At 69.6% G+C, this 21,611-nt stretch carries 22 protein-coding genes; 14 read left to right on the top strand and 8 right to left on the bottom strand.

Going from position 1 to position 21,611, the window contains the following annotated elements; translation table 11 throughout:
- Nucleotides 1-48: 48 nt before the first annotated feature.
- From asd to AC1M14_RS13175, 3 genes are all read left to right on the top strand, one after another.
- Nucleotides 49-912, top strand: coding sequence for an archaetidylserine decarboxylase (gene asd, locus AC1M14_RS13185; protein ID WP_102771240.1), 864 nt, complete (start codon nucleotides 49-51; stop codon nucleotides 910-912).
- 103 nt (nucleotides 913-1,015) lie between these two features.
- Nucleotides 1,016-2,245 (top strand): alpha-hydroxy acid oxidase, encoded by a 1,230-nt coding sequence (locus AC1M14_RS13180; protein WP_479731756.1) that lies wholly within the window; start codon nucleotides 1,016-1,018, stop codon nucleotides 2,243-2,245.
- Nucleotides 2,246-2,331: 86 nt separating this feature from the next.
- The gene (locus tag AC1M14_RS13175) at nucleotides 2,332-3,492 is read left to right on the top strand and encodes a metallophosphoesterase (protein WP_479731755.1); all 1,161 of its coding nucleotides are present in this window, start codon (nucleotides 2,332-2,334) and stop codon (nucleotides 3,490-3,492) included.
- A 5-nt stretch (nucleotides 3,493-3,497) separates the two neighbouring features.
- Here AC1M14_RS13175 and AC1M14_RS13170 read toward each other — a convergent pair whose 3' ends face one another.
- A complete protein-coding gene (locus AC1M14_RS13170; protein ID WP_479731754.1) occupies nucleotides 3,498-3,953 on the bottom strand; it encodes an Lrp/AsnC family transcriptional regulator in 456 nt (151 codons plus the stop codon).
- Nucleotides 3,954-4,044: 91 nt separating this feature from the next.
- Between AC1M14_RS13170 and AC1M14_RS13165 the strand changes: the two genes are divergently transcribed.
- Entirely contained in the window at nucleotides 4,045-5,253 is a 1,209-nt protein-coding gene (locus AC1M14_RS13165; protein WP_479731753.1) for an MFS transporter, read from the top strand.
- A gap of 24 nt (nucleotides 5,254-5,277) precedes the next feature.
- Here the strand turns inward: AC1M14_RS13165 and AC1M14_RS13160 are convergent, their stop codons facing one another.
- Nucleotides 5,278-6,255 carry a GGDEF domain-containing protein gene (locus tag AC1M14_RS13160; protein ID WP_102771244.1) on the bottom strand — a complete coding sequence of 326 codons (978 nt, stop codon included), beginning with the start codon at nucleotides 6,253-6,255 and terminating at the stop codon, nucleotides 5,278-5,280.
- Between the two features lie 169 nt (nucleotides 6,256-6,424).
- Nucleotides 6,425-7,246, bottom strand: coding sequence for a MetQ/NlpA family ABC transporter substrate-binding protein (locus AC1M14_RS13155; RefSeq protein WP_209165418.1), 822 nt, complete (start codon nucleotides 7,244-7,246; stop codon nucleotides 6,425-6,427).
- Between the two features lie 146 nt (nucleotides 7,247-7,392).
- Here AC1M14_RS13155 and rocD point away from each other — a divergent pair, with 146 nt between their 5' ends.
- The 4 genes from rocD (at nucleotide 7,393) to AC1M14_RS13135 (ending at nucleotide 12,077) form a co-directional block, all read left to right on the top strand.
- Nucleotides 7,393-8,601 (top strand): ornithine--oxo-acid transaminase, encoded by a 1,209-nt coding sequence (rocD, locus tag AC1M14_RS13150; protein ID WP_111825092.1) that lies wholly within the window; start codon nucleotides 7,393-7,395, stop codon nucleotides 8,599-8,601.
- Between the two features lie 25 nt (nucleotides 8,602-8,626).
- A complete protein-coding gene (gene rocF, locus AC1M14_RS13145; protein ID WP_102771247.1) occupies nucleotides 8,627-9,568 on the top strand; it encodes an arginase in 942 nt (313 codons plus the stop codon).
- Between the two features lie 208 nt (nucleotides 9,569-9,776).
- Entirely contained in the window at nucleotides 9,777-10,985 is a 1,209-nt protein-coding gene (locus AC1M14_RS13140) for an ABC transporter substrate-binding protein (protein ID WP_102771248.1), read from the top strand.
- 33 nt (nucleotides 10,986-11,018) lie between these two features.
- Complete coding sequence (locus AC1M14_RS13135; protein WP_102771249.1) at nucleotides 11,019-12,077, top strand: alcohol dehydrogenase; 1,059 nt, start codon at nucleotides 11,019-11,021, stop codon at nucleotides 12,075-12,077.
- Nucleotides 12,078-12,083: 6 nt separating this feature from the next.
- On the opposite strand, the gene AC1M14_RS13130 is transcribed toward AC1M14_RS13135, so the two are convergent.
- Both AC1M14_RS13130 and parS read right to left on the bottom strand, forming a co-directional pair.
- Nucleotides 12,084-12,593, bottom strand: a complete 510-nt coding sequence (locus tag AC1M14_RS13130) for an RES family NAD+ phosphorylase (protein ID WP_102771250.1) — start codon at nucleotides 12,591-12,593, stop codon at nucleotides 12,084-12,086.
- Between the two features lie 40 nt (nucleotides 12,594-12,633).
- Nucleotides 12,634-13,101 (bottom strand): type II RES/Xre toxin-antitoxin system antitoxin, encoded by a 468-nt coding sequence (gene parS / locus AC1M14_RS13125; RefSeq protein ID WP_102771251.1) that lies wholly within the window; start codon nucleotides 13,099-13,101, stop codon nucleotides 12,634-12,636.
- Nucleotides 13,102-13,284: 183 nt separating this feature from the next.
- Here parS and AC1M14_RS13120 point away from each other — a divergent pair, with 183 nt between their 5' ends.
- Together AC1M14_RS13120 and AC1M14_RS13115 are read left to right on the top strand one after the other, a co-directional pair.
- Nucleotides 13,285-13,662, top strand: coding sequence for a DUF423 domain-containing protein (locus tag AC1M14_RS13120; RefSeq protein WP_102771252.1), 378 nt, complete (start codon nucleotides 13,285-13,287; stop codon nucleotides 13,660-13,662).
- A 67-nt stretch (nucleotides 13,663-13,729) separates the two neighbouring features.
- Entirely contained in the window at nucleotides 13,730-14,692 is a 963-nt protein-coding gene (locus tag AC1M14_RS13115; protein WP_102771253.1) for a DMT family transporter, read from the top strand.
- Here the strand turns inward: AC1M14_RS13115 and AC1M14_RS13110 are convergent.
- Nucleotides 14,643-15,281 (bottom strand): glutathione S-transferase family protein, encoded by a 639-nt coding sequence (locus tag AC1M14_RS13110; RefSeq protein WP_102771254.1) that lies wholly within the window; start codon nucleotides 15,279-15,281, stop codon nucleotides 14,643-14,645. The genes AC1M14_RS13115 and AC1M14_RS13110 overlap by 50 nt on opposite strands.
- Complete coding sequence (locus AC1M14_RS13105) at nucleotides 15,278-16,447, bottom strand: PQQ-dependent sugar dehydrogenase (RefSeq protein ID WP_479731752.1); 1,170 nt, start codon at nucleotides 16,445-16,447, stop codon at nucleotides 15,278-15,280. Before AC1M14_RS13105 ends, AC1M14_RS13110 begins: the two co-directional genes overlap by 4 nt.
- A gap of 116 nt (nucleotides 16,448-16,563) precedes the next feature.
- Here AC1M14_RS13105 and AC1M14_RS13100 point away from each other — a divergent pair, with 116 nt between their 5' ends.
- A complete protein-coding gene (locus tag AC1M14_RS13100; RefSeq protein WP_102771256.1) occupies nucleotides 16,564-17,184 on the top strand; it encodes a glutathione S-transferase family protein in 621 nt (206 codons plus the stop codon).
- On the opposite strand, the gene AC1M14_RS13095 is transcribed toward AC1M14_RS13100, so the two are convergent.
- On the bottom strand, nucleotides 17,181-18,164 hold the full coding sequence (locus AC1M14_RS13095) for a LysR family transcriptional regulator (RefSeq protein WP_479731751.1): 984 nt from the start codon (nucleotides 18,162-18,164) through the stop codon (nucleotides 17,181-17,183). The genes AC1M14_RS13100 and AC1M14_RS13095 overlap by 4 nt on opposite strands.
- A 132-nt stretch (nucleotides 18,165-18,296) precedes the next feature.
- On the opposite strand from AC1M14_RS13095, the gene AC1M14_RS13090 reads away from it, so the two are divergent.
- The 3 genes from AC1M14_RS13090 to cuyB are packed head-to-tail and all read left to right on the top strand — an operon-like array spanning nucleotide 18,297 to nucleotide 21,488.
- Entirely contained in the window at nucleotides 18,297-19,274 is a 978-nt protein-coding gene (locus AC1M14_RS13090; protein WP_102771258.1) for a Bug family tripartite tricarboxylate transporter substrate binding protein, read from the top strand.
- Between the two features lie 2 nt (nucleotides 19,275-19,276).
- Nucleotides 19,277-20,743, top strand: coding sequence for an N-acyl-D-amino-acid deacylase family protein (locus AC1M14_RS13085; protein WP_479731750.1), 1,467 nt, complete (start codon nucleotides 19,277-19,279; stop codon nucleotides 20,741-20,743).
- Between the two features lie 55 nt (nucleotides 20,744-20,798).
- A complete protein-coding gene (cuyB, locus tag AC1M14_RS13080) occupies nucleotides 20,799-21,488 on the top strand; it encodes a cysteate racemase (RefSeq protein WP_247747699.1) in 690 nt (229 codons plus the stop codon).
- Nucleotides 21,489-21,611: the final 123 nt, after the last annotated feature.

The raw sequence follows: 21,611 nt of genomic DNA, 5'->3' as shown, positions 1-21,611 counted from the left end.
TCCCGCAACACGCGGGACGCGTTTTTTTGTCGCCGGGCCTTCCCAAGCATGCCGATCAAAGACCAATTATTTCTCGCCAGCCAGTACCTCGCGCCCCACCACCTGGTGTCGCGCCTTTTCGGTCTGGCCGCCGACTGCCGGGAACCCGCGGTCAAGAACTGGATGATCTCGCGTTTCGTGCGCCGCTACGGCGTGGACATGCGCGAGGCCCTGCAGGAAGATCCGCTGGCCTACGATTGCTTCAATGATTTCTTCACCCGCGCGCTCAAAGAAGGCGCGCGCCCCTGCGACGACGAGCCGGGTTCGGTGGTGTGCCCCGCCGACGGCGCCATCAGCCAGATGGGCGCCATCGAGCACGGCCGCATCTTCCAGGCCAAGGGCCATTCCTACGGCCTGGCCGAGCTGCTGGGCGGCGACGCCGAACGCGCCGCGCCGTTCCAGGGCGGCGAATTCGCCACCGTCTACCTCTCGCCCAAGGACTATCACCGCGTGCACATGCCGGTCGCCGGCACGCTGCGCGAAATGATCCACGTCCCGGGCCGCCTGTTCTCGGTCAACCCGCTGACGGCGCGCAACGTGCCGCGCCTGTTCGCGCGCAACGAGCGAGTGGTCTGCATCTTCGACACCGAATACGGGCCGATGGCGCTGGTGCTGGTGGGCGCGATGATTGTGGCCTCCATCGAAACCGTGTGGGCCGGGCTGGTCACGCCGCACAAGCGCCGCGTGCGCGCCGTGCGCTACGACGACGCCGCGCGCGCGCCCATCCATCTGGCCAAGGGCGCCGAAATGGGCCGCTTCAAGCTGGGTTCGACCGCCATCGTGCTGTTCGGGCCGGGCAAGATCCGCTGGGCCGACACGCCCGCGGTGCTGGGCCCCGTGCGCATGGGCGAACTGATGGCGCTGCCGGCCTGAAGCCGGCAGGGCTTGTTCTCCAAAATCGAATCTGGATGTCGGGATTTATTCGCTTTATGCGATGAATCCGCGTTGCTAGATTACGGGCTTTTGCGGGCCCGCCATGACATCCATCCTTCCGTCCGTCACCGTTCCCGGCAGCAGCCCCGCCGAGGCCTCGCGGCCGCTGCCGCGCGCGCTGCAACGCATGCTGTCGCTGGATGATTTCGAGGCCGCCGCGCGCCGCCGCCTGCCGCGCCCGATCTTCGGCTACATCGCCGGCGCGGCCGAAGACAACCAGTCGCTGCGCAGCAACCGCGAGGCCTTCGGCCGCTACGCGTTCGCGCCCCGCGTGCTGGTGGACGTGTCGCGCCGCAGCCAGCAGACCGAACTGTTCGGACGCCGCTACGCCTCGCCCTTCGGCATCGCGCCGATGGGCATCAGCGCGCTGTCGACCTACCGCGGCGACATCGTGCTGGCGCGCGCCGCCCGCGCGCAAGGCATCCCGGCCATCCTCAGCGGGACTTCGCTGATTCCGCTGGAAGACGTGATCCGCGAAGCGCCCGGCACCTGGTTCCAGGCCTATCTGCCGGGCGATCCGCAGCGCATCGACGCGCTGGTCGAACGCGCGCGCCGCGCCGGTTTCGAAACCCTGGTGCTGACGGTGGACATCCCGGTGTCGGCCAATCGCGAAAACAACGTGCGCACCGGCTTTTCCACGCCGCTCAAGCCCAGCCTGCGGCTGGCCTGGGACGGCGTCACGCGCCCGCGCTGGCTGGCCGGCACCTTTCTGCGCACGCTGCTCAAGCACGGCATGCCGCATTTCGAGAATTCCTTCGCCACGCGCGGCGCGCCCATTGTCTCGGCCTCGGTGCTGCGCGACTTCAGCGCGCGCGACCACCTGAACTGGGAACACGTGGCCCGCATCCGCCGGCAATGGCCCGGCGCGCTGATCATCAAGGGCATCCTGCACCCGCAGGACGCGGCGCTGGCCCGCAGCCACGGCGCCGACGGCGTCATCGTCTCGAACCACGGCGGCCGCCAGCTCGACGGCGCGATCTCGCCGCTGCGCGCGCTGCCCGGCGTGGTCGCGGCCGCCGGCGACATGACGGTGATGATGGACAGCGGCATCCGCCGCGGCAGCGACGTGCTCAAGGCCCTGGCGCTGGGCGCGCGCCACGTGTTCGTGGGCCGCCCCTTCAACTATGCGGCGGCGGTCGGCGGCGAGGCCGGCGTGGCGCACGCCATCGGCCTGCTGCGCGCCGAGATCGACCGCAACATGGCCATGCTGGGAATCAATACCTTGCGCGAAATGGACGCAGGCCTGCTGGCCCGCGAGAGCCTGGCAGATTAAGGCAGATTCGTATCGGCGGCGCTCCGGCCCCGGCATAGAATGGCGGTTCTTTTGCCATGCGCGCCCCGGGCGCGCCCGCGCCGCCGATGTCGCTACGCCAATCCACGTTTTTCCTGCGTTTCCTGACCCTGGGCGCGCTGGCCCACGTCTATGTGGGCGCACGCCTGATCCCCGACGCCCTGCTGGGCGGCGCCGGCTCGGCGGCGGCCATACTGTTGCTGGCGCTGTCCTGCATCCTGATTCCGCTGGGCATGCTGGCCCGCTCCTCGATGCACGCGCCCTGGGGCGACCGCAACGCCTGGGTCGGGCTCTTCGCCATGGGGCTGTTCTCGTCGCTGTTCGTGCTGACGGTGATACGCGACACGCTGTTGCTGCTGGGCTGGCTGGCCACGCTGCCGCTGGACGTCTCGCCGCCGTGGCGCGCGCTGCGCCAGGTCAGCGCCTGGGCGGTCGCGCTGCTGGCGCTGTGCGGCACGCTGGTGGGCCTGGTCAACGCGCGGCGGCGCGCCCGCATCGTCGACGTGGACGTGCCGATTTCGAACCTGCCGCCCGACCTGGACGGCTTCACCATCGTGCAGATCAGCGACATCCACGTCGGTCCCACCATCAAGCGAAACTACGTCCGCGCCATCGTCGACGCCGTCAACGGGCTGCTGCCCGACATGGTCGCCATCACCGGCGACGTGGTCGACGGCAGCGTGGAGCAGCTGGCCGCCCACACCCGCCCGCTGGGCGATTTGCGCGCGCCCTACGGCGTCTACCTGGTCACCGGCAACCACGAATACTATTCGGGCGTCACGCCCTGGGTGGCGGAGTTTCGCCGCCTGGGCCTGCGCGTGCTGATGAACGAGCATGCGGTGATCCATCCCCTGGGCCTGCCGATGGTGGTGGCCGGCGTCACCGACTACGGCGCCGGCGCCTACGATCCCCGGCACGGCAGCAGCCCCGCCGGCGCGCTGGCCGGCGCGCCGGCCGACGCCCGTCCCCGCATCCTGCTGGCCCATCAGCCGCGCAGCGCCGCCGCGGCCGAAGCGCTGGGCTTCAACCTGCAGCTGTCCGGCCACACGCATGGCGGCCAGTTCTTTCCGTGGGGATACTTCGTGCGCTTCCAGCAGCCCTACACCGCCGGGCTGCACCGCCTGGGCAATATGTGGGTCTACGTCAGCCGCGGCACCGGCTATTGGGGCCCGCCCAAGCGCCTGGGCGCGCCCTCCGAGATCACGCGGCTGCGGCTGCGCTCGTGTTGAACGCCTCAGGCGTTGTCCGGCAGCGGCCCGCGCTCCAGGTAGCTGGTCAGCGCGATGTCGCTGGTGGTGTTGGTGATGCCCTCGATCTGGTGGATGCGCGCCAGCAGCAGCTCCAGCGCCTGGGTGTCGCGCACCCGCACCTTCAGCAGCATCGCGCTTTTGCCGGTGATGGTGTGGATCTCTTCCACCTCGTTCAGTTCGGCCAGCCCCAGCACCTGCTGCGTGATGGTCCAGTTGGCCGTGTCCACGTGCACGAACGCCAGCAGCGGGCGCCCGATGCGCGCGCCGTCCAGCCGGGCGGCGATGCCCTTGATCAGCCCGTCGCGCTTGAGGCGCTTGGCCCGCTCGTGCACCGCCGGGGCGGAAAGGTTCAGCATCTTGCCCAGCTCCGCATAGCTGGGCGTGGCGTCGGCCGCCAGCAGCGTTAACAGTTTTCGGTCGCGGTCGTCTAGGTCTGACATTGGAATCGTGTTCTGCCGAACGGCATTCGAACTTTTATGGAATAAGGGAATATAGGAGTTAACCCTTATTTTATTCCAATAAAATCCCGGGATGCCGAATCGTGACACCCCCAGCAGTTCGCTGTCCAAATCCCCAGTTTCTTCCGTCCCCGCGCTGATGTTCGCCGTCAGCGTGGTGGGTTCCAACGGCCTGGCGCTCAGTCCGATCCTGAGCGACGTGGCGCGTTCGTTCTCGACCTCGGCGCTGACCATCAGCACCGCCATCTCGGCCTACGGCGCGGCCACGGCGGCCAGCGCCTTCCTGCTGGCCGCGCGCATCGACCGCATCGGCATCCGGCGCGCGCTGCTGTGCGCCATGGCCGTGCTGATCGCCGCGCTGGTCCTGTCCGCGGCCGCGCCGCACTGGATCGTGCTGACGCTGGCCCAGGCCCTGGCCGGCGGCGCGGCCGGCGTGATCCTGCCGGCCGCCTACGGCTCGGCCTCCCTGATCGCCCCGCCGGGACAGGAAGCGCGCACGCTGGGGCGCGTGATCGCCGGCTGGTCGGTGTCGCTGGTGGCCGGCGTGCCGCTGTCGGCCCTGATTTCCGACGCAGTGGGCTGGCGCGCCACCTACGCCACGCTGGCGCTGTGCGCCGCGGTCGCCGTGCTGGGCCTGCGCCGCCTGCCCGAGCGCCGCGCGGCCAACCCCGCTGCGCTGCGCCTGTCGCGCCTGCTGGCGCCGCTGTCCTACCGCGACGTGCCGGTCCTGCTGCTGGGCTGCCTGGCGTTCTCCGCGGCCTTCTACGGCGTCTACGCGTTCCTGGCCGATCACGTGCGCGCGCTGCTGGCGCTGTCGGCCGGACAGGTGGGCTTTATCGCGTTCGCCTATGGCGCGGGCTTTCTGCTGGCCGGCGTGACCGGCGCGCCGCTGATCGAACGCGCCGGTCCGCGCCGCGCGCTGCCGCTGGCGCTGGGCGTGATCGCCATGGTCTACCTGGGCCTGCTGCCGGCGGCCCATTCGCTGGCCGCGGTGCTCGCCGTCGCCGTGCTGTGGGGCGCCGCCTCGCAGCTCAGCCTCAACCTGCTGGTGCTGCTGCTATCGCGCGCCCGCCCCGACGAACGCGGCGCGGTGCTGGGCCTGAACACCTGCACCACCTACCTGGGTTCCAGCCTGGGCACCGCCATCGCCGGCACCATCTATACCCACGCCGGCTTCGAGGCGCTGGGACTGGCGGCCGCCGCCGCCCTGGCCTGCGCGGCCGCGGGCCTGCACTGGCGCCTGAACCGCGGGCGCGCCGCGCGCGGACGGGCCGCCGCCTGACCGGCGGGGAGGCGCTTCGGGGATTCAGATGCGGTATTGCACCGCGCAATCGCGTCCGGCGCGCTTGGCCTGATAAAGCGCGAAATCGGCCCGACGCAGCACGTCCGAGGCATTCGCGTCGTCGGGCGAAAACCGCGCAATGCCGCCGCTGACCGACAGCGTCACCGCTTCGCCGTCGATCTCGGCCGGGTTCTGGCGCAGGCTGGCGCGCAGCCGCGCGTAGACCGCCTGCGCCACGTCCACGTCCGCGCCGGCCAGCAGCACCAGGAATTCTTCCCCGCCCAGCCGGCCGATGGAATCGCATTCCCGCACGCAGGCGCGCAGCTGATCGCAGAAATGGCGCAGCGCGGCGTCGCCGCCCAGGTGCCCGTAGCGGTCATTGACCTGCTTGAAATAGTCCATGTCCAGCATCAGCACCGTATTCGGCCCGTCTTCGCCATGCCGGGCTTCAGCCTGCCGGTCTTCCACGCGCTTGAGGATCTCGGCCCGGTTCCAGCAATCGGTCAGGCTGTCGACCCGCGCCATGCGGGCCAGCGCGGCCTCGGTGCGCCGGCTGTCGGTGACGTCCATGCCGATATTGATCACCCTGCCGTCGGGCAGGCGGATGTTCGACCACAACACCGACAGGCGCTCGCCGTTGCGCGCCAGCGGATGCCATTCGCGAAACGAGCGGCTGGGCTGCGGGCCGACGGTGTCGATGACCCGCTGGCGCAGCTGCGGATCGGGATAGAACAGCGCCAGCGGCTCGCTGGCGGCCATAATCTCGGCGCTCGACCAGCCGAAACGCCGTTCGCAGGCTTCGTTCCACAGCGTGCAGCGGCCGTCCGGCCCGAAAGCGTTGATCAGCACCGGCGCCGTCTGGAACAGGGCCTCGTACTGGGCCACCACCTCGCGCAGGCGCTGCAGTTCCTGCCCGCACTCCGTCGCATCCAGCCCGGCCGGCGATCCTGGGGCCAGCGTCTGGACGCTGGCCGCGACGATATTGAACGGAGTACTGAGCATGGCTCTGCGATCGGTGGATGGCGGCGGCCGGCCAGGCCGGCGGATAAGCCGGACCGGTTACGCGGCATCGACGGCGCCGTCGTGCCTGGCTGGGATATGTCCGAGCCAGTATACGTTCGATATCCGCCGGCGACTGCCAAGAATCGTCAACGCCCGTCCGGGGAATTCCCTACCAGGGAAAGTCGATCAGATCGCCGTACAGGCTGCGCAGCTTGGCCTTGACCTCGGGCGACTGCTGATAGATGGAGATGAAGCGCAGCAGCCGCGGATCCTGCGCCCCTGCGGGCGTGGCGACCCAGCGGATGGCGTAGCGGCGCACGTTGACGGGGTCGGTGTTGTCGAACGCCAGCCCGTCCTTTTCGTCTATGCCCGCCTGCTTGGCGAAAGTGGTGTACGTGACCGACGCGGTCACGTCGTCGAAGGTGCGCGCCGACTGCGAACCCTCGATCTGTACGAACTTCAGCCGCCTGGGATTGTCGGTCACGTCTTCCAGCGCCGCCCGGTGGGCCACGCCGGGCTTGAGCTTGATCAGGCCCATGGACTCCAGCAGCAACAGGGCCCGCCCGGTGTTGACCGGATCGTTGGGCACCGCGATGGTCGCGCGTTCGGGCACCGCGTCGCCCTTTTTCAGCTTCTTGGAGAACAGCCCGATCGTGGTGGAATAGCCATAGGCCACCGGCACCAGGTTGGCGCCGCGGCGCTGGTTGAACAATTGCAGAAACGGTTCGTGCTGGAAGAAATTGGCGTCCACCGAACCGTCGGCCACCGCGATGTTGGGCAGCACCCAATCGTTGAATTCCACCAGCTCCACGTTCAGCCCTTCGCGCCTGGCCTGCTCGATGGCCAGTTCGGTGGCCGCGTTGGCCACGCTGGGGATCACGCCGATGCGCAGCGGCTTGTCCTGCGCCGTGGCGGCGCCCGCCGCGGCCAGAGCCAGCACGGCCGCGGCCGCGCCGCGCGTCAAAGTCGAAATCAGTCGTTGCAGCAGCATGAAAACCTTCCAGGAAGAAAACCGGCGCAGGCGCTATTGTGCAGCAGGCGCCGGCCGCGGCCGGCAAAGGCCTTGGTCATGCAATGGCAATCCAACGACCGGCCAGGAGCGCTAAGATGGCAGCAGTACGACCTCGGGAGAACCGCATGAGCGCCGTATTGACATCCCACCGCGACATGGTCGAAGACCAGCTGGGCGCGCACAACTACCACCCGCTGGACGTCGTGATCGCGCGCGGCAGCGGCGTCTGGCTCTACGACGTGGACGGCCGCCGCTACCTCGACTGCCTGTCGGCCTATTCGGCCGTCAACCAGGGCCACTGCCACCCGGCCATCCTGGCCGCCATGACGGAACAGGCGCAAAAGCTCACGCTGACCTCGCGCGCCTTCCGCCACGACCAGATGGCGCCCTTCTACGAAGACCTCGCCCGCCTGACCGGCGCGCACAAGATCCTGCCCATGAACAGCGGGGCCGAGGCGGTGGAAACCGCCATCAAGGCGGTGCGCAAATGGGGCTACGAAGTGCGCGGCGTGCCGGAGAACCGGGCCGAGATCATCGTCTGCGCCAATAATTTCCATGGCCGCACGCTGGGCATCGTCGGATTCTCCACCGACCCGGACGCCTACGGGCATTACGGCCCCTTCGCGCCGGGCTTCAAGATCGTTCCCTTCGGCGACTACGCGGCCTTCGAGGCCGCCATCACGCCCCATACCGTCGCCTTCCTGGTCGAACCCATCCAGGGCGAAGCCGGCGTGATCCTGCCCCCGGCCGGCTATTTCTCGCGCGTGCGCCAGCGCTGCACCGAACGCGGCATCACGCTGATCCTGGACGAAATCCAGACCGGCCTGGGCCGCACCGGCCGGCTGCTGGCCGAAGAGCACGAAGGCATCGAGGCCGACGTGACGCTGATCGGCAAGGCCTTGTCGGGCGGCTTCTATCCCGTGTCCGCGGTGCTGTCCAACGCCGACGTGCTGGGCGTGTTCCAGCCCGGCCAGCACGGCAGCACCTTCGGCGGCAACCCGCTGGCCTGCGCCATCGCGCGCGCCGCGCTGCGCGTGCTGACCGAGGAAGGCATGATAGAAAACGCCGCCGTGATGGGCGAGTACTTCCTGGAGCGTCTGCGGGCGCTGCCCGGCCCGGTGCGCGCCGTGCGCGGCCGCGGCCTGATGCTGGCCGTGGAGCTGGAACCGGACGCCGGCGGCGCGCGCCTGTGGTGCGAACGCCTGCAGGCACGCGGGATGCTGGTCAAGGACACCCACGGCCATACCCTGCGCCTGTCGCCGCCCCTGATCGTGACGCGCGACCAGATCGACTGGGCCTGCGACCAGCTCACCGCGGTACTATCCGCCCCCTGACCACGCCTTACGTCCGGAGCGCCACTTGCATCCCCATACCGCCAACCTGCCCCGCCGCATCGCGCTCATCGGCGCGCCCACCGACATCGGCGCCGGCGCCCGCGGCGCCTCCATGGGCCCCGAGGCCCTGCGCGTGGCCGATCTGGGCCCCGTGATCGAAGCCCAGGGCTTCGAGGTCGTCGACCGCGGCAATCTGTACGGCCCGGCCAACCCCTGGCAGCCGCCGGTCGAAGGCTACCGCCACCTGGACGAAGTCGCGGCCTGGAACCGGGCGGTGCACGACGCCGTGCACGACGAACTGAGCCAGGGCAACCTGCCCATTCTGCTGGGTGGCGACCATTGCCTGGGCATCGGCTCCATCAGCGCCGTGGCGCGCCACTGCCGCGCGGCGGGCAAGAAGCTGCGGGTGCTGTGGCTGGACGCGCACGCCGACTTCAACACCAACGCGCTCACGCCCACCGGCAACATCCACGGCATGCCCGTGGCCTGCCTGTGCGGCTACGGTCCGGCCCAGATCACCGGCCTGTCGGGCCAGACCCCCGACATCGAAGCCGGCTGGGTCCGCCAGATCGGCATCCGCAGCGTGGACCAGGGCGAGAAGCGCCTGGTCCACGAAGCCGGCCTGGAAGTGTTCGACATGCGCTACCTCGACGAAATGGGCATGCGCGCCACCATGCAGGCCGCGCTTGCCGGCCTGGACGACGACACCCACCTGCACGTCAGCTTCGACGTGGACTTCCTCGACCCCGAGATCGCCCCCGGCGTGGGCACCACGGTGCCGGGCGGCCCCACCTACCGCGAAGCCCAGCTGTGCATGGAGATGATCGCCGACACCGGCCTGATGCGCTCGCTCGACGTGGTCGAACTGAACCCGGCCTTCGACGTGCGCAACAAGACCGCGGAGCTGGCCGTGGACCTCATCGAAAGCCTGTTCGGCAAGTCCACCCTGATGCGCCGCGGCGTTTGAGGCAAGCAAGCCGCATTGCGGCACGCGCCCGCGCGATCCACCTAATTGACTTTGCCTGTACGTGAAAATAAATTCACGTGCAGGCATTTTTATTCACACTACAGAAAAAATTTTCAGTCGGCTGGAGCACCGACCGTCAGGCCAGATACACCGCGTCCCCAACCCCAATACCAATAATCGGCTCGCGCGCGGGCCGGGAGGCAAGCAGATGCGTATCACCCCCCTGTTGGCGGCCTTGGCCGCCGTCCTGGCCGCAGGCGCGGCCCAAGCCCAATCCGACGTGGTGCGCCTGGGCGTATCCAACGACCGTTCCGGCATTTACTCCGACCTGGGCGGACTGGGCTCGGAAATGGCGGTCCGCATGGCGGTCGAGGATTTCGGCGGCAAGGCGGCCGGCAAGACCGTGGAGGTCGTGGGCGCCGACAACCAGAACAAGGCCGACGTGGCTTCGGCGCTGGTGCGCCGCTGGTTCGACACCCAGAACCTGGTCGCGGTGGTGGACGGCGGCGCCAGTTCGGCCGGGCTGGCCGCGCAGGGCGTGGCCCGCGAAAAAGGCGGCACCGCGCTGATCAGCGGCGGCTTCGCCGGAGACTTCAGCGGCAAGCAGTGCAGCAACCTCAGCACCCAGTGGGCGCCCGACACCTACGCGCTGGCCAATGCGGTGGTCAAGAGCGTGGTCGAAAGCGGCGGCAAGTCCTGGTACTTCATCACCACCGACTACGTGTTCGGCAAGTCGCTGGAAGGCAACGCCACGCGTTTCGTGCAGAACGCCGGCGGCAAGGTCCTGGGCAGCACGCGCCATCCGCTGGGCGCGCTGGACTTCGCGTCCTTCCTGGTGCAGGCGCAATCGTCGCGGGCCGACGTGGTGGGCCTGGCCAGCGCCGGCGGCGACCTGGTCAACCTGATCAAGCAGGCCCAGGAATTCGGCCTGACCGGCGGCAAGCAGCGGCTGCTGACCTTCCTGACCTTCATCAACGACGTCCAGGCCATGGGCCTGCCCGTGGCCCAGGGGCTGACCTTTCCCACCGGCTTCTACTGGGACGCCGACGAGGACACCCGCGCCTGGACCCGCCGCTGGCAGGAAAAAATGGGCGTGACCCGCGCGCCGTCCATCGTGCAGGCGCTGAGCTACGTCGCGACCACCCATTATCTGCAGGCCGCCCAGGCCGCGGGCACCTTCGACGGCGCGGCCGTCAACCAGAAGATGCGCGAGCTGCCCATCACCACCAAGCTCATCAAGAACGCCCGCATCCGCCCCGAGGACGGCCGGGTCATCATGGACCTGTATCTGGTGGAAGTGAAAAAACCCGCCGAGTCCAAGTACGCCGGCGACTTCTACCGTATCCTGTCGACAGTGCCCGGCGACAAGGTATTCGTGTCGCTGGCCGACAGCGAATGCCCCAGCGTCAAGAAGTAATACCCCGGCAATACCTCACAACAGGAGACACCCATGAAGTGCTATTGCGTCGTGAACTTCCGCCAACCGCTAGAGGAAATGAACCCGCCCACGCCCACGCCGCAAGGGACGCAGGTGCTGCTCAAGGTTCGCGCGGCCGGCGTTTGCCACAGCGATATCCACTTGTGGGAAGGCGGCTACGACCTGGGCCAGGGCCGCACGCTGTCCCTGAAGGACCGCGGCGTTTCGCTGCCGCTGACCATGGGCCATGAAACCGTCGGCGCCGTGGTCGCGGCCGGCCCCGAAGCGCAGGGGCTGGCGCCGGACCGCAACTACCTGGTGTACCCCTGGATCGGCTGCGGCAAGTGCGCGCCCTGCCTGGCGGGCATGGAGAACCACTGCTCCGCCCCGGCCTGCCTGGGCGTGCACCGCGCCGGCGGCTACGCCGACCACATCCTGGTGCCGCACCCGCGCTACCTGATAGACATCGGCGACCTCGACCCGGCGCAGATCGCGCCCTACGCCTGCTCGGGCCTGACCACGTATGCGGCGCTCAAGAAGATCGGCGCCGACGTCTACCGCGAGCATCCCGTGGTGATCTTCGGCGCCGGCGGCCTGGGGCTGATGAGCCTGACCGTGCTCAAGGCGCTGGGCGGAGCCGGCGCCATCATGGTCGACATCGACCCGGCCAAGCGCCAGGCCGCGCTGGACGCCGGCGCGCTGGCGGCGATCGACGGCGCCGCGCCCGACGCGGCGCAGCAGATCATGGCGGCCGCGGGCGGCAAGCCGGTGCAGGCCGCGATCGACCTGGTCGGCGCGCCCGCCACCACTTCGCTGGCCTTCGACTTCCTGACCAAGGGCGGCAAGCTCGTCATCGTGGGACTGTTCGGCGGCGCCTCGTCGTGGCCGATCGCGCTGATCCCCATGAAGGCGCTGTCCATTATCGGCAGCTACGTGGGCAACCTGGCCGAACTGCAGGAATTGATGGAACTGGTGCGCGCCGGCAAGGTGCCTCCCATTCCGGTGCGCCGCCACGCCCTGGCCGAGGCCGACAGCGTGCTGGCGGCGCTGCGCGCCGGCAAGGTGGTGGGCCGCGCCGTGCTGACCGACTGAGCCGCCCTACCCGCGCAGCCGCGGATCGTAGATGAAGCGTTCGCGCCGCACCACCTCGATGCGGGCGGCGTCTGGATGCGCGGGGTTGATGAGCAGGTTGCAGTCCGGCACGCCGCGGCTGGCCACGATGGCGCTGGGCAGTTGCAGCAGCGCCGACACGCCCGAGGCGACCCAGTTGTCGCCCACGCCCTGCGCCGCCTCGGCAAAGGGCACCGCGTCCCAGAAGGGATAATCCTGCTGCAGCTGGTCGATATCCAGCACCTGCCTGGCTTCATAGACGGCGTGCGGCACGGCCAGCTCGATCAGGTAGCGGTTGGCCTGCTCCGAGGCGCGCGCCGCGAAATGCACCACCGTCTCCAGCACGGCCAGGGCCACGCAGGACGAGGTATAGACCACCGGCGTGCCCGGGCTGTTGTAGCGCCCGCCCACCGCGGCCGCGCCGCCGCCGCTGAGATCGTCGGCCCGGTACTTGCCGGCGGTGGTGCCGATGCGCCACAGCGAAACCTTGGCGCTCATCGGGCCGCGCCTTCAGGCCGTGTCTTTCGATACGCGCGGCTCATGCATAAACGCCCGCTGCCGCGCGCGCCAGCGTGTCCTCGACGATGCGGCTGCTGGCGTCGGACGTCAGCAGCGACAGCGGCTTGACGTTGCCCAGCGCCGGCACCGGCGTGTTGAGCCACTGCACCGCCTCTTCCTCGCTGCCCAGCACCTGGCGCGCCACCCTCACCACCCGCGCCACGCGGGCCAGGCGGTCGGATTCGCCCAGGGGCAGCATCAGGCCTTCGCGGGCCCAGCGCGACAGCGAGGCCGCCTTGACCTCGGTGATGGCCATGATTTCCGACTTGGGCACTTGCAGGTAGTCGGCGGCGTCGTCCACCATCTGCGCGGGCAGGCCGCGGCTGACGTCGCGCGCCATGTCGATCAGCGGGCTGTCGACCAGGCCGCGGAACAGCTGTCTGGTCCGCCTGGCGACAGGGCGCGCCGGGCGCTTGGTCGGGGCTTTATCGGCAAGGACGAGGGTCATGGGACGCTCCTGGGCCGCGCGGCGGCCTGTGTTCCAAATTGAATTTATGATAGCTCATTTGGAATTCAACCGGCAAGCCTCCGATCCCGGACCCGGCGCGGGGCGCGCGGTCCGGCCGGGGCCGGATTTGGGCCTATCATAGGCAGCTGTAACACGATTAGTCAGACACACGAAGGACAGACGATGACGGACCGGCAACTTACGATACTCGCAGCGTTGAATCTCCTGGTGGCGGTAGGCGCCGGCGCCTTCGGCGCCCACGGACTCAAGCGCATGATCACGCCCGAACTGCTGACGGTCTGGCAGACCGGCGTGCTGTACCACCTGATCCACGCGCTGGGCCTGCTCGCCATCGCCCTGCTGGGCGCGCGCTACGGTTCGCCGCTGCTGTCGGCCGCCGGCGTGGTGATGTTCGTGGGCATCGTGCTGTTCTCCGGCAGCCTGTACGTGCTGTCCTTGACCGGAACCCACCGCCTGGGCATCGTGACGCCTTTCGGCGGCGCGGCCTTTCTGGCCGCCTGGGCGATGGTGGCGCTGGCCGCCTACCGCGCCCAGCCCTGATCGCGCGCCGCGCCTTTTCCGTTTCCCCATACCCGGCGGCAGGAACCGCCGCTTTCCCAGGCTGTAGATGTCCACTTCCACCGCATTGCCCGCCGCCCAGAATCCATCCGCCGCCGCAGGCATCGCCTGCGTGGTGGGCGGCATTTTCTTCCTGACCCTGAGCGACGCCAACGCCAAGTGGCTGGGCGCCAGCTACAACCCGCTGCAGATCCTGTTCCTGCGCGCGCTGATCGCGCTGCCCTTCGTCATGACGCTGGCGCTGTGGCTGGGCGGCCGGCGCGTGCTGCGCACCACGCATCCCGGCCTGCACCTGACGCGCGGCGTCATCAACGTGGTGTCGGCCTGTTGCTTCTACCTGGGGCTGCGCGCGCTGCCGCTGGCCGAGGCCACGGCCATCGCGTTCGCGGCGCCGCTGTTCGTCACGGCGCTGTCCGTACTGGTCCTGAAAGAACGCGTGGACGGCAGGCGCTGGCTGGCGGTGCTGGCCGGATTCGCCGGCGTGCTGATCGTGGTGCGCCCCGGCACGCAGGCATTCCAGATCGCCACGCTGTATCCGCTGACCACCGCCCTGCTCTACGCGGTCATGATGATCACCGCGCGCGGCATCAGCCGCGGCGAAGGCATGCTGACCACCACGTTCTACATCGTGCTGGGCCAGTTGGTGTGCAGCGCCGTGGGGCTGCCCTGGGTCTGGCAGACGCCCGCCATGCAGGACCTGCCGTACTTCGGCGCCGTGGCGCTCTTCAGCACGCTGGGCCTGGCCCTGATCACGCAGGGCTTTCGCATCGGCCCGGCCTCGGTGGTCGCGCCCTTCGACTACACCGGCCTGATCTGGGCCACGGTGCTGGGCTGGATCTTCTGGCGCGAGGCGCCAGACGCCTACGCCTACCTGGGCGCGTTGTTCATCGCCGGCAGCGGCGTGTACATCGCCGTGCGCGAGGCGCGCGGCAAGTCGCGCGCGCGCCGTCCCGCGCCCGCGGTCACTCGGTCGGCGGCGGAAAATTCCGGCGCAGCACGCGCGCCACGTTAGGCTCCTGCGCGGCCTCGCGCGCCACCGCGGTCAGGGCCGGACAATTCGACTCGAACCAGGCCTGGCCGGGACGCCAGTGCGTCATCACGGTCACGTACAGGTCCAGCGCCGAGAAGCGCCGGCCCAGCATGTGGGGCGCGCCGGCCTGCCGCTCCAGTTCCTGCCACAGTTCGGCGCGCCGCATGTGCACGCGTTCGCGCAGCAGCTCGGCCGGCGCGCCTGCGGTGGTCCATTGCGGCGGATCGTCGCCATACGTGAAAGTGGGGTAGATCGCGCCCACCAGCCGCACCAGCAGGTTCAGGAAGCGCGCGCGCTCGGGCTTGCCCGGCGGCGGCGCCAGGCCGGCCTGCGGCGCCACGTCGTTCAGGTGCAGGATCATGGCCGCGCTCTCGGTCATGACCTCGTCGTCCGGCAGGATCAGCGTCGGCACCTGCCCCAGCGGATTCAGATGCAGCAGCCGGTCGCGCTGCGGCCCGGGCTTCAGATACGGAACGTCGGTCAGCGTGTGCGGCACGTTGGCCAGCACCAGCGCCATCTCGACGATGGCCGAGCCGCAGCCCGCGGACCCGATCAGCTCATACGGTTTCATCGCGTTCCTCCTCCCGATTGCGCCGGCGCCACCCGCAGCAGCTCGCCCGGCGAAGCGTCCGTCAACACGTACACATAACCGTCCGGCCCCAGCCGCACGTCGCGGATGCGGCTTTTGCGCTCGGCCAAAAGCCGTTCCTGCGCCACCACGCGATCGCCCTCCAGCGTCAGCCGGATCAGGTCCTGCGAGCCCAGCGCGCCGATGAATACGGAATTGCGCCACGCCGGAAAGCGATCGGCGTCATAGAACGCCATGCCGCTGATGGCGGGCGACTTGGGCCACCAGTACAGCGGCGGCTCCATGCCGGGCAGGCGCTCGCCCTTGGCCTCGGGTATGGGCCGCCCGGAATAATCGATGCCGTGGGTCGCCAGCGGCCAGCCATAGTTCTTGCCCGGCTGCACCAGGTTGATCTCGTCTCCGCCGCGCGGCCCGTGTTCGTTCTCCCAGATCTGGCCGGTCCACGGATTGAGCGCCAAGCCCTGCGGATTGCGGTGGCCGTAAGACCAGATCTCCGGCCGCGCGCCGGCCCGCCCGACGAAGGGATTGTCCGGCGGCACCGAGCCGTCGGCGTTGAGCCGCAGCACCTTGCCCTGCAGCTTGTCCAGGTCCTGCGCGGTGGGACGCTGGTTGTTCTCGCCCAGCGCGACAAACAGGTAGCCCTTGCGGTCGAACGCCAGCCGCGCGCCGTAATGCATGCCCGACGACAGCTTGGGCTCCTGGCGCAGCAGCACCTGGAAGTTCTCGAGCGCCGCGCCGTCGGCCGACAGGCGGCCGCGGCCGACGGCCGCGCCGCTCTTGGCGCCGCCGGCTTCGGCATACGAAAGATAGACATAGCGGTCGGCGGCGAAATCGGGCGAGAGCGCGACGTCCAGCAAACCGCCCTGCCCCTGCGCCAGCACCTTGGGCACGCCGGCCAGCGGCTGGGACAGCCCGCCCGAGGCGCGCCACACCCGCAGGCTGCCGGAACGTTCGGTGATCAGCATGTCGCCGCCGGGCAGGAAGGCCATGGACCAGGGGTGATCCAGCCCGCGCGCCACCACCTCGACGCGGGCGGCCACGGCGGGCGCCTCGGAAGCAGGATCGGAAGCCGCCGCAGCGGGGGCCGCGCACAGCGCGGACAGGGTCAGGAGCAAGGCGCGCGCGTGGGCGGCGTATCGTGGCGGCATGGACATCTCCGGCGGCAACTCGGTTGAGGCGTTGTGTCGGACCCGGCGCGCCGGTGGCGTACCATATCGGCCAGGGACAGGAGTCTCCTGTCCTACCTCCGTGGAGCACCCATCAGATGAAACTGTACTACATGCCCGGCGCGTGTTCGCTCGCTTCCCACATCGTCCTCGAATGGCTTGGCAAACCCTACCAGACGCACAAGCTCAGCCGCGATGAGCTCAAGGGCCCCGAGTTCCTCAAGGTCAATCCGCTGGGCGCCGTGCCCGCGCTGTCCGACGGCGACTGGACCGTGACGCAGAACGCCGCCATCCTCGAATACCTGGCCGAGCAGGCGCCGGAATCCGGCCTGATGGGCGACGGCAGCGCCCGCTCGCGCGCCGAAGTGCGCCGCTGGCTCGGCTTCATCAATTCCGACGTGCACAAGACCTTCTCCATGATCTTCGGCGCTTCCCGTTTCCTGGGCGAAGAAGGCGCGCAGAAGGAGCTGGCGGGTTCGGCCTCCAAGCTGCTGACCAAACTGTTCGCGCAGCTCGACGGGCAACTGGCCGGCAAGTCCTACCTGGTGGGCGACAAGCCGTCCATCGCCGACGCCTACCTCTACGTGGTGCTGCGCTGGGCGCATGGCAAGTCGGTCGACCTGACCGGCCTGGACAACCTGGCCGCGTTCTTCAAGCGCATGGAAGCCGACAAGGGCGTGCAGGCCGCGCTCCAGGCCGAAGGGCTGCAAGCCGCCTAAGGCGTAGCGACGCCCGGCGCAGCGGCGCCCGGCGTGGCGACGCCCGGCCCCTCGGCCTCCAGCGTCTTTTTCACCGCCGCCAGAAAGCGCCGCGCCAGCAGCGGCGGCGCGCTCAGGTTGGAATGCGTGGCCCAGATGTCCACCGAGGCCGGCGGCTCGATCGGGCGCAGCGCCATGTGCCCGGCCTGCTCCGGCGTGACGCACCAGGCGTCCACCAGCGCCGGCCCCAGCCCCTGCTGCACGAAGGCGCAGGCGGTCACCGGCGAATGCACCTCGATCGCGGCCGGACAGGCCGCCTGCCCGCCGAAGAACGGCTGCAAGGCGCGCGCCAGCGGCGTATCTTGCGGATAGCCGATCCATGCCGCCGTCGAAAAGTCCTCGGGGCGCACCACGGCGCGCGCGGCCAGCGGATGCGCCGGCGGCAAGGCGCAGACCACCGGCGCCTGCGCCAGGCGCAGCGAGGTCAGGTTGGGATGGTCCGGCGGCTGCATCGAAATGCCGATGTCCGCCTGGCCCGACAGAAAATACGCGGCCAGCTCGTCGAAAGTCACGCTGCGGAAATCGACCCGCGCGTCCGCGTTGCGGCTGCGCAGCCGCTCCAGCGCCCTGGGAATCAGGCGCTGCCCGAAACTGGCGCTGGCCACGATCTTCAGCATCCCCGCGCCCGACTGCGCCAGGCTGGCGGCCAGGTCGTTGACCCGCTGGATGCCGCCGTACACCTGCTCCACCTCGGCGTACAGCCGGCGGGCCTCGGCGGTGGGCGACAGCCGGCTCTTGACCCGGTCGAACAGCCGGTAGCCCAGGCGGCTTTCGGTCAGCGCCAGCACGCGGCTGACGGCCGGCTGCGACACGTGCAGCATGCGCCCGGCCCCGCTGATCGAGCCGGACATCATGATGGCCCGGAACACCTCTATCTGCCTCAGGTTCAAGGGTCTGCCGGCAGTCGGTCCGACCTCGTCCGAATAGGCGTCCATCTCCATTTTTCCCCCGCTCAGTCGCGCCAGATCGATAACGGCCGATTATAGGTTTTAGACATTTTTCGATGACGGCGCGGCCCGGGCCCGGGTGTAACCTGCGGCCACGATCACCATACAAACCAGGGGAAATCCATCATGCGCAACCGCTACCTCCGCGGCCTGGCCGCACTGGCGCTTGGCGTCACGCTCTCGGCCAGCGCCTTCGCCGCCGCCTATCCCGACAAGCCCATCACTTTCGTGGTGCCGTCCGCGGCCGGCGGCTCGCCCGACGTGCTGTCGCGCCTGATCACGACCCAGCTGGCGCGCGACACCGGCGCCACGCTGGTCATCGAAAACCGCCCCGGCGCGGCCGGCAACATCGGCATCACGCTGGTCAAGCGCGCCGCGGCCGACGGCTACACCGTGGGCTACGGCAACATCAACACGCTGGCCGTGAACCGCTCGCTCTTCAAGCGCCTGCCCTACGACGTGGACCAGGACCTCACGCCCGTCGCGCACCTGTTCGACCTGTACAACGCGCTCATCGTGCCGGCCGACTCCCCGGTCAAAACCGTGCAGGACCTGATCGACCGCGCCCGCAAGCAGCCCGGCCGGCTGTCCTACGGCGCCTCGGGCGTGGGCACCACCGGCCACATGGGCGGCGAACTGTTCAAAAGCATGGCCAAGGTCGACGTGATGTTCGTGCCCTATAACGGCGGCCCTGCGGCGATCCAGGACCTGCTGGGCGGACGCCTGGACTACCTGTTCGTCAACACCTCGGAGGCCGCGCCGCTGGTCAAGGCCGGCAAGGTCCGCGCCATCGGCGTCAGCAGCCTGAAGCGCCTGCCGCTGATGCCCGAGGTCCCGACCCTGGACGAAGCCGGCGTCAAGGGCTACGAGACCGTCTCCTGGGGCGGCGTGGTCGCGCCCAAGGGCACGCCGGACGACGTGGTGGCCACGCTCAACGCCGCCATCCAGAAGGCGCTGCAGGCCCCCGACGTGCGCGCCGGCCTGGCCACGCTGGGCGCCGAGCCCGCCGGCGGGTCGCCGGCCGACTTCAAGAAGCTGATCGACCGCGAAACCGCCAAATGGCGCGGCATCATCGAATCCGCCGGCATCGAGAAACTAGACTGAACATGACCGCAACGCGCTTGCAAGCAGACTTCATCGTGGCGGGCGCCACGCTCATCGACGGCGCCGGCGGCCCCGCCCGCCGCGGCGACCTGGCCGTCAGCGGCCAGCGCATCGCCGCCGTCGGCGAATTCGACCACCCGCCCGGCGCGCCCGTCATCGACGCGCGCGGCCTGGCGCTGGCGCCCGGCTTCATCGACTCCCACACCCACGACGACGGCTATCTGCTGGCGCATCCCGACATGCGGCCCAAGGTGTCGCAGGGCGTGACCACCGTGGTCACCGGCAACTGCGGCATCAGCCTCGCGCCGCTGGCGCGCGCCGAGATTCCGCAGCCGCTGGACCTGCTCGGCCCCGCCCCGCTGTTCCGCTACGCCAGTTTCGCGGCCTGGCTCGATGCGCTGCGCGCCGCGCCGCCCGCCGTCAACGTGGCGCCGCTGGTCGGCCACAGCACCTTGCGCGTGGCCGTCATGCAGGACACCTCGCGCGCGGCCGACGAGGCCGAGCGCGCCGCCATGCGCGAACTGCTGCGCGAGGCGCTGGACGCGGGCGCCTTCGGCGTGTCCACCGGCACCTTCTACCCGCCCGCCAGCGCCGCCACCACGGACGAAATCATCGACGTCTGCGCGCCGCTGCGCGGCCGCCCCGGCGTCTACGCCACCCATCTGCGCGACGAGGCCGACCATATCGTGCCGGCCATGGAAGAAGCGTTGCTGGTCGGGCGCGAGCTGGGCTGCCGCGTGGTGTTCTCGCACCACAAGCTGGCTGGCGAACGCAATCACGGCCGCAGCCGCGAAACGCTGGATCTGATCAGCCGCGCCGCCGCCGCGCAGCCGGTCTGCCTGGACTGCCACCCCTATCCTGCCACCTCCACCATGCTGCGGCTGGACCGCGCGCGGCTGGCCAGCCGCACGCTGATCACCTGGTCCAAGGGCTACCCGGGGGCCACCGGCCGCGACTTCGTCGAGGTCATGGCCGAACTCGGCCTGGACGACGCGGCCGCCGTCGAGCGCCTGGCCCCGGCCGGCGCCATCTACTTCCTGATGGACCCGGCCGACGTGTCGCGCATCTTCGCGCACCCGCTGACCATGGTCGGCTCCGACGGCCTGCCCTTCGACCCGCATCCGCATCCGCGCCAGTGGGGCACCTTCACCAACGTGCTGCGCACCATGGTGCGCGAGCAGCGCCTGCTGTCGCTGGAGTCGGCCATCCACAAAATGACCGGCCTGGCGGCCGACCAGTACGGCATCGCGGACCGCGGCCGCCTCCGGGAGGGGTATCATGCCGACTTGGTGCTGTTCGATCCCGCCACCGTCACAGACGTGGCCACTTTTTCAGCTCCCATTCAGGCAAGCCAGGGCATCCAGGCAGTTTGGGTCAATGGCAAGCGCGTGTGGGACGGGGAACGGACCGGCGCCGAACGCCCGGGCCAGGTTCTGACGCCCGGTGCAGCATCAGCTCGGAGTGAATAAAGTGAATAGCCATTCCCAGGGTTGTTACCTGGGTGTTTTGGGCGGCATGGGCCCCATGGCCGGCGCCGCTTTTGCCCTGCGCCTGGCGGCCCTGACGCCCGCCGCCGTCGACCAGCAGCACATCCCCACCCTGCTGCGCAACGATCCCCGCATCCCCGACCGTTCCAGCGCCCATATGGCGGGCGGCGAAAGCCCCTTGCCCTATATGGTCGAAGGCGTGCGCTTCCTGGAACAGTCCGGCGCGCAGCTCATCGCCATCCCGTGCAACACGGCCCACCTGTGGTACGAGCAGATCGCCGCCGCCACCCGCCTGCCGGTGCTGCACATCATCCAGGCCGTCATCGACGACCTGCGCCGGCTCGGCCTGCCGCGCGGGCGCATCGGCCTGATGGGCACGGCCGCCACGCTCAAGCTGGGCCTGTACCAGCAGCGCCTGCAGGCCCAGGGCTACGACTGCGTCGTGCCCGACGAGGACGAGGTCGAGCGCTACTGCATGGAATCGATCCGCGCCGTCAAGGCCAACCGCCTGGAAGACGCCTACGCGCCGGCCGCCGAATGCATCGTCCGCCTGCGCGCCCGCGGCGCCGACGCCGTGGTGCTGGGCTGCACCGAACTGCCGCTGGCCGTGCCGCACGCGCTGCGCCCCAGCCTGGGCGTGACCCTCACCGACTCCATCGACGCGCTGGCGCTGGCCGCCATCGGCCATTACCAGGCGGACCGGGAGCGGGAGCGGATCGCTGCATGATGGGTGCAGCGCGAGAATCCCGAAGCAAGAACCCGACTGTCGAACGCGCGAAACCCATCGCCCCCCAAAAACAAAAAAAGGCGCATCTCCCGATGCGCCCAATCTCCCTTCGCGGGGAAAAAC

Source organism: Achromobacter sp. SX5 (assembly GCF_056711425.1).
The sequence above is the reverse complement of the archived record's forward strand: the minus strand, read 5'-3'. Positions and strand labels throughout refer to the sequence as shown.